This window comes from uncultured Pluralibacter sp. (assembly GCF_913775985.1).
Classification (GTDB): Bacteria; Pseudomonadota; Gammaproteobacteria; order Enterobacterales; family Enterobacteriaceae; genus Pluralibacter.
The window spans coordinates 1-5502 of record NZ_CAJYMB010000105.1; the positions used below are offsets into that span (position 1 = coordinate 1).

Annotated in this window: 5 protein-coding genes; all 5 read right to left on the reverse strand. The window is 65.4% G+C overall.

Annotation, left to right across the window (positions count from 1 at the left end; all coding sequences use genetic code 11):
• A partial coding sequence (gene hutH / locus QZ766_RS12870; RefSeq protein ID WP_297202569.1) for a histidine ammonia-lyase occupies positions 1–1241 on the reverse strand: 1241 nt, incomplete at its 3' end.
• The gene (gene hutU / locus QZ766_RS12875; protein ID WP_297202571.1) at positions 1238–2926 is read right to left on the reverse strand and encodes a urocanate hydratase; all 1689 of its coding nucleotides are present in this window, start codon (positions 2924–2926) and stop codon (positions 1238–1240) included. The genes hutH and hutU, both read right to left, overlap by 4 nt.
• A 140-nt stretch (positions 2927–3066) precedes the next feature.
• The gene (locus tag QZ766_RS12880) at positions 3067–3789 is read right to left on the reverse strand and encodes a histidine utilization repressor (RefSeq protein WP_297202573.1); all 723 of its coding nucleotides are present in this window, start codon (positions 3787–3789) and stop codon (positions 3067–3069) included.
• Positions 3790–3805: 16 nt separating this feature from the next.
• On the reverse strand, positions 3806–4765 hold the full coding sequence (gene hutG, locus QZ766_RS12885) for a formimidoylglutamase (protein WP_297202575.1): 960 nt from the start codon (positions 4763–4765) through the stop codon (positions 3806–3808).
• Positions 4762–5502 (reverse strand): amidohydrolase family protein (locus QZ766_RS12890; RefSeq protein WP_297202578.1); only part of this gene is annotated, 741 nt, incomplete at its 5' end. The genes QZ766_RS12890 and hutG, both read right to left, overlap by 4 nt.

A 5502-nucleotide genomic window follows, 5' to 3' on the forward strand; every position in this document is an offset into this window, starting at 1 on the left:
TGGTTGGCGGAGGTGGGCAGGCTGTCCACGCTGTGGGGATGCGCCAGGGCTTTGTTTTCGCTGGCCAGCGCCGCGGCGGTGACCTGGGCAATCATAAAGCCGGAGTTAACGCCGCCGTTTTTCACGAGGAACGGCGGTAGCTGCGACATGTGGCTGTCCATCATCAGCGCGATGCGCCGCTCGGCGAGGGCGCCGATTTCGGCGATCGCCAGCGCGATGTTGTCGGCGGCCATCGCCACCGGCTCGGCGTGGAAGTTGCCGCCGGAGATGACGTCGCCGTCGTCGGCAAACACCAGCGGGTTATCGGAAACGGCGTTGGCTTCCGCCAGCAGCACCTCCGCCGCCTGGCGAAGCTGGGTCAGGCAGGCACCCATCACCTGCGGCTGGCAGCGCAGGGAATACGGGTCCTGCACCTTGCTGCATTTAGCGTGGGACTGCGCGATAGCGCTGCTGTCGGTGAGCAGGTGGCGGTAGAGCGCGGCAGCGTCAATTTGCCCACGCTGCCCGCGGGCGTCGTGGATGCGCGCGTCGAAAGGCCGTCGGGAGCCAAGCGCCGCTTCTGTGGTCAGCGCACCGCATACTATCGCCGAAGCGAACAGATCTTCGGCTTCGAACAGGCCGCGCAGGGCAAAGGCGGTGGACGCCTGGGTGCCGTTCAGCAGCGCCAGCCCCTCTTTCGCCGCCAGGGTCAGGGGAGCCAGTCCGGCTTGCTCCAGCGCCTGCCGGGCGGGCAGCCACTCGCCGCGATAGCGGGCTTTGCCCTCGCCGAGGAGGGTCAGGGACATGTGCGCCAGCGGGGCCAGATCCCCGGAGGCGCCCACCGATCCTTTGGCGGGGATCCACGGCGTCACACCAGCGTTGACCAGCGCGATCAGCGCCTGAATCACGCTCAGGAGAATGCCGGAAAAGCCCCGCGACAGGCTGTTGATTTTCAGCACCATAATCAGCCGTGCCATCGCGTCATCCAGCGGCTCGCCGACGCCCGCGGCGTGGGAGAGCACCAGCGAGCGCTGGAGGTTCTCCAGATCTTCGGTGGAAATGCGGGTCTGCGCCAGCAGGCCAAAGCCGGTATTGATGCCGTAGGCCGTGCGCCCCTCGGCAAGAATAGTCTCCACGCAGGCAACGCTGGCGTTGATAGCGCCGTGCGCCTCTTCGCTGAGGCTAAGATTTAGCGGGCCGCTCCAGATATCGCGCAGCTGCGCGAGGGTCAGCTGGCCGGGCGTAAGGTTTAGGGTTTTCATGATTTTTGTCCCTGAGTCGCTGCCACCATCGGCAGATTAAGCCCCTGCTCCGCCGCGCAGGCAATCGCAATATCATAGCCCGCATCTGCGTGGCGCATGACGCCGGTAGCCGGGTCGTTGTGCAGCACCCGGGCGATGCGCGCCGCCGCCTCGTCGCTGCCGTCGCAGACGATAACCATACCTGAATGCTGGGAGAAGCCCATCCCGACGCCGCCGCCGTGGTGCAGCGACACCCAGGTCGCGCCGCTGGCGGTATTGAGCAGGGCGTTGAGCAGCGGCCAGTCGGAGACCGCGTCGGAGCCGTCTTTCATGGCCTCGGTTTCACGGTTGGGGCTGGCGACCGAACCGGAATCCAGGTGATCGCGACCGATAACAATCGGCGCCGACAGCTCGCCGCTGCGCACCATTTCGTTAAAGGCGAGCCCCAGCTTCTGCCGCCACTCCAGCCCGACCCAGCAGATGCGCGCCGGCAGCCCCTGAAAGTTTATGCGTTCCCGGGCCATGTCCAGCCAGCGGTGCAGGTGCGCGTCGTCTTCGATCATCTCTTTGACTTTGGCATCGGTCTTATAGATATCCTGCGGGTCGCCGGAGAGCGCCGCCCAGCGGAACGGGCCTATCCCACGACAGAACAGCGGGCGGATATAGGCCGGGACGAAGCCGGGGAAGTCAAACGCATTTTCCACCCCCGCTTCCTGGGCCATCTGGCGAATGTTGTTGCCATAGTCGAAAGTGGGAATACCCCGGGCGTGGAAGTCCAGCATCGCCTTAACATGTTCGGCCATTGATGCTTTAGCTGCCCGGGCGGTGCCCTGCGGATCGGCTTTGGCCCTCTGCTGATACTCCTCCCACTGCCAGCCCTGGGGCAGATAGCCGTGGAGCGGATCGTGGGCGCTGGTCTGGTCGGTAACCAGATCCGGGCGCGCGCCGCGCCGCGCCAGCTCCGGCAGTACGTCGGCGGCGTTAGCACACAGGGCAACAGAAACGGCACGGCCTTCGGCGGTGTATTTCTCGATGCGGGCCAGCGCGTCGTCCAGCGAGGTGGCCTGCTCGTCGACATAGCGGGTGCGCAGGCGGAAGTCGATGCGGCTCTGCTGGCACTCAATATTGAGGGAGCAGGCCCCCGCCAGCGTGGCCGCCAGCGGCTGCGCGCCGCCCATGCCGCCGAGGCCGGCGGTCAGTACCCAGCGCCCCTGCAGGCTGCCGCCGTAGTGCTGGCGGCCCGCCTCCACGAAGGTTTCGTAGGTGCCCTGCACGATCCCCTGGCTGCCGATATAGATCCAGCTGCCGGCGGTCATCTGGCCGTACATCGCCAGCCCTTTTGCATCAAGCTCGTTGAAGTGCTCCCAGGTGGCCCAGTGCGGAACGAGGTTGGAGTTGGCGATCAGCACCCGCGGCGCATTGGCGTGAGTTTTAAAGACGCCCACCGGCTTGCCGGACTGCACCAGCAGGGTTTCATCCTCTTCCAGCGTCTTGAGAGCGGCAACAATAGCGTCGTAGCACTCCCAGTCGCGCGCCGCGCGTCCAATGCCGCCGTAGACCACCAGCTCATTAGGATTTTCCGCGACGTCGGGATCGAGATTGTTCATCAGCATGCGCAGCGGCGCTTCGGTAAGCCAGCTTTTAGCGTTGAGTGTCGTGCCGCGCGGGGCGCGGATCTCCTGCTGGCGTAGTTTGGTTCCTGGCATCGGTGTTCTCCTGCAAAGGGTACGATGAAGATATAAATACATATACTTGTCTATACAATTGCAGGCAATACTCGATTTAACAAAAAAGATACAATTTTGCCGTATTGCGTCAGCAATCACGTTTTGCTGACGCGGCGGGATTACGAGGAGAAATGGCCCTGCAGGCGGTAGCGGCTGCCGGGGAAAATTAGCCGGGCGTGGGAAACAATTGTCGAACGCGACCAGGTGCGGCGGCGGATCAGCAGGCAGGGATCGTGCTCGCCAATTTGCAGCAGCTGGCACTCCTGGGCGCTGGGTTTGACCGCCTCAACGATGTGCTCGCCTTCCGTCAGCGGGGCAATCAGCGACAGATAGTCGTGGGGCGTGGTGGCGGTATAGTCCTGCAGCAGATAGTCAGGCACCGCCAGCGCGTTCACGCAGCGCTCCTCCAGCTGGACCGGCACCTCATTTTCGAAGTGCACCATCCGCGAATAAAAAATGGCGGTACCCTCGGCAACCCCGAGCGCCTGCGCCTGCCGGGCGTCGGCGGGCAGCGCGTCGAGCTGCAATACCTGGCAGCGGTGCTGGTGCTGGCGGGCGGCGATTTCGTCGGCGATGCTGTGCACCTCGAACAGCGCCGACTGCCCTTTCGGCTCGGCGACGAAGGTGCCGACCCCCTGCAGGCGCACCAGCAGGCCTTCATCCGTCAGCTCGCGCAGGGCACGGTTGATGGTCATCCGGCTAAAGCCGAACTGGGCCACCAGCTCCGCCTCGGAGGGGATCCTGTCGTGCGGGCGCCAGATCCCGGCGGCAATATTGTCGCTGATAACCCGCTTAATTTTTTCATAAAACGGCGCCGGAGCGCCGGTGCGCGGTGCGTGCATCGTAGAGTCCTTTAAGCTAGTGCCAGAAGCGGGCGATGTGCCACGCCAGCCTGGCGGCGGTGCGGGCCCCCTGCCCGTCGCGGTCGTACTGCGGATTATATTCGACCAGATCCACCGCCTGCAGCCTGCCACTCTGACACAGGGTTGTGACAATGCGCAATATCAGGGCCAGCGGAATACCCAGCGCCGCCGGGGCGGAAACGGCGGGCATTTCCCAGGCCGGCAGCACGTCGAGGTCGATGGTCAGGTAGATCCGATCGTGAGCGTCAATAATGCCCGCCAGCGCGTCGGCCAGCGTCCTGGAGTTCGGATCAAGCAGGGTCAGATCCTCCAGTACCGTGGCGCCGAGCCGCTCGGCCTCCTGCCACAGCGCCCCGGTGTTGGCCGCCCGGCTGGCGCCGAGGCAGCTGTAGCTGAACGCCCTGCCCTGCGCTTCGCAGTGCAGCGCCAGCTGGCGAAACGGCGTGCCGGAGGTCGCCCGCGCCGCGCTGCGCAAGTCGAGGTGGGCATCCAGATTGACAATCGCTACCCGCTCGTCCGCGAAGGCGTCCAGCACGCCGCTGCCGTGGCCGAAGGCGGTTTCATGACCGCCGCCGAGCACCAGGGTTTTTCGCCCCGCCCGCTGGCAGGCGAAAACCGCATCGCGCAGGGCCTGCTGGGCCTGCTCAAGATTGTCCCCTTCGCAGAGGATATTGCCTGCGTCCGCCAGGGCGTAGCGCCCGGGATGGCTCGCCAGGTTAGCCAGCGCCCGGCGCAGCGCGTCGGGGGCGCGGGCCGCGCCGGAGCGTCCTTTATTGCGGACAACCCCGGCATCGCAGGCAAATCCCAGCAGGGCAATTTCGCCCGGCAGCAGATGCGGATCGAACGCCCCGGCGCGGACCACGGTCTGAAACAGGCGCAGGGCCTGCGGGGATTCGGCGCTGTCATCGCGCCCCTGCCAGATATCGTCGGCGACCGGCTGCCAGAGGTTGATCATGCTGTCTCTCCGCGCCAGATCCGCTGGTAAAGCGGGTTGCTGCCCGGCTCGTAAATAATCTCTGCCGGATGCGCGGCGTCCCATACCGCTAGGTTGGCAACAAAGCCTGGCGCTATCTGGCCGTGCGTGGCCTCGCGCCCCAGCGCCCGGGCGGCGTGCCGGGTAACGCCGGTCCATGCCTCTTCGGGCGTGAGGCCAAACTTGACGCAGGCCATGTTCATCGCCAGGTGCAGGCTGGCGAACGGGCTGGTGCCGGGATTGAAGTCGGTGGAAACCGCCATCGGCACCTTCAGCTGCCGCAGCAGCGCCACCGGGGGCTTTTGCGTTTCATTGAGAAAGTAAAATGCCCCGGGCAGCAGCACCGCAACCGTGCCGCTTTCCGCCATCGCCCCGGCGCCGGACGCGCTCAGGTACTCAATATGATCTGCCGAGCGCCCCCGATAGCGGCTCACCAGCCCGGCACCGCCCAGATCGGAGAGCTGCTCAACGTGGCCTTTCACCGGAATACCCAGCGCCTGCGCGGTGGCGAAGACGCGCTCGGTTTGCGCCGGGGTGAAACCGACGTTTTCGCAGAAGGCGTCCACGGATTCAAACAGTCCCTCCTGCCAGAGAGTCGGTAAAATGTCGCTGCAGACTCGCTCAATGTAGTCATCGGCGCGCCCGCGGTATTCCGGCGGCACGGCGTGGGCCGCCAGCAGGGTCGGGCTGACGTCAACGGCGTTTTGCGCCGCCAGGCG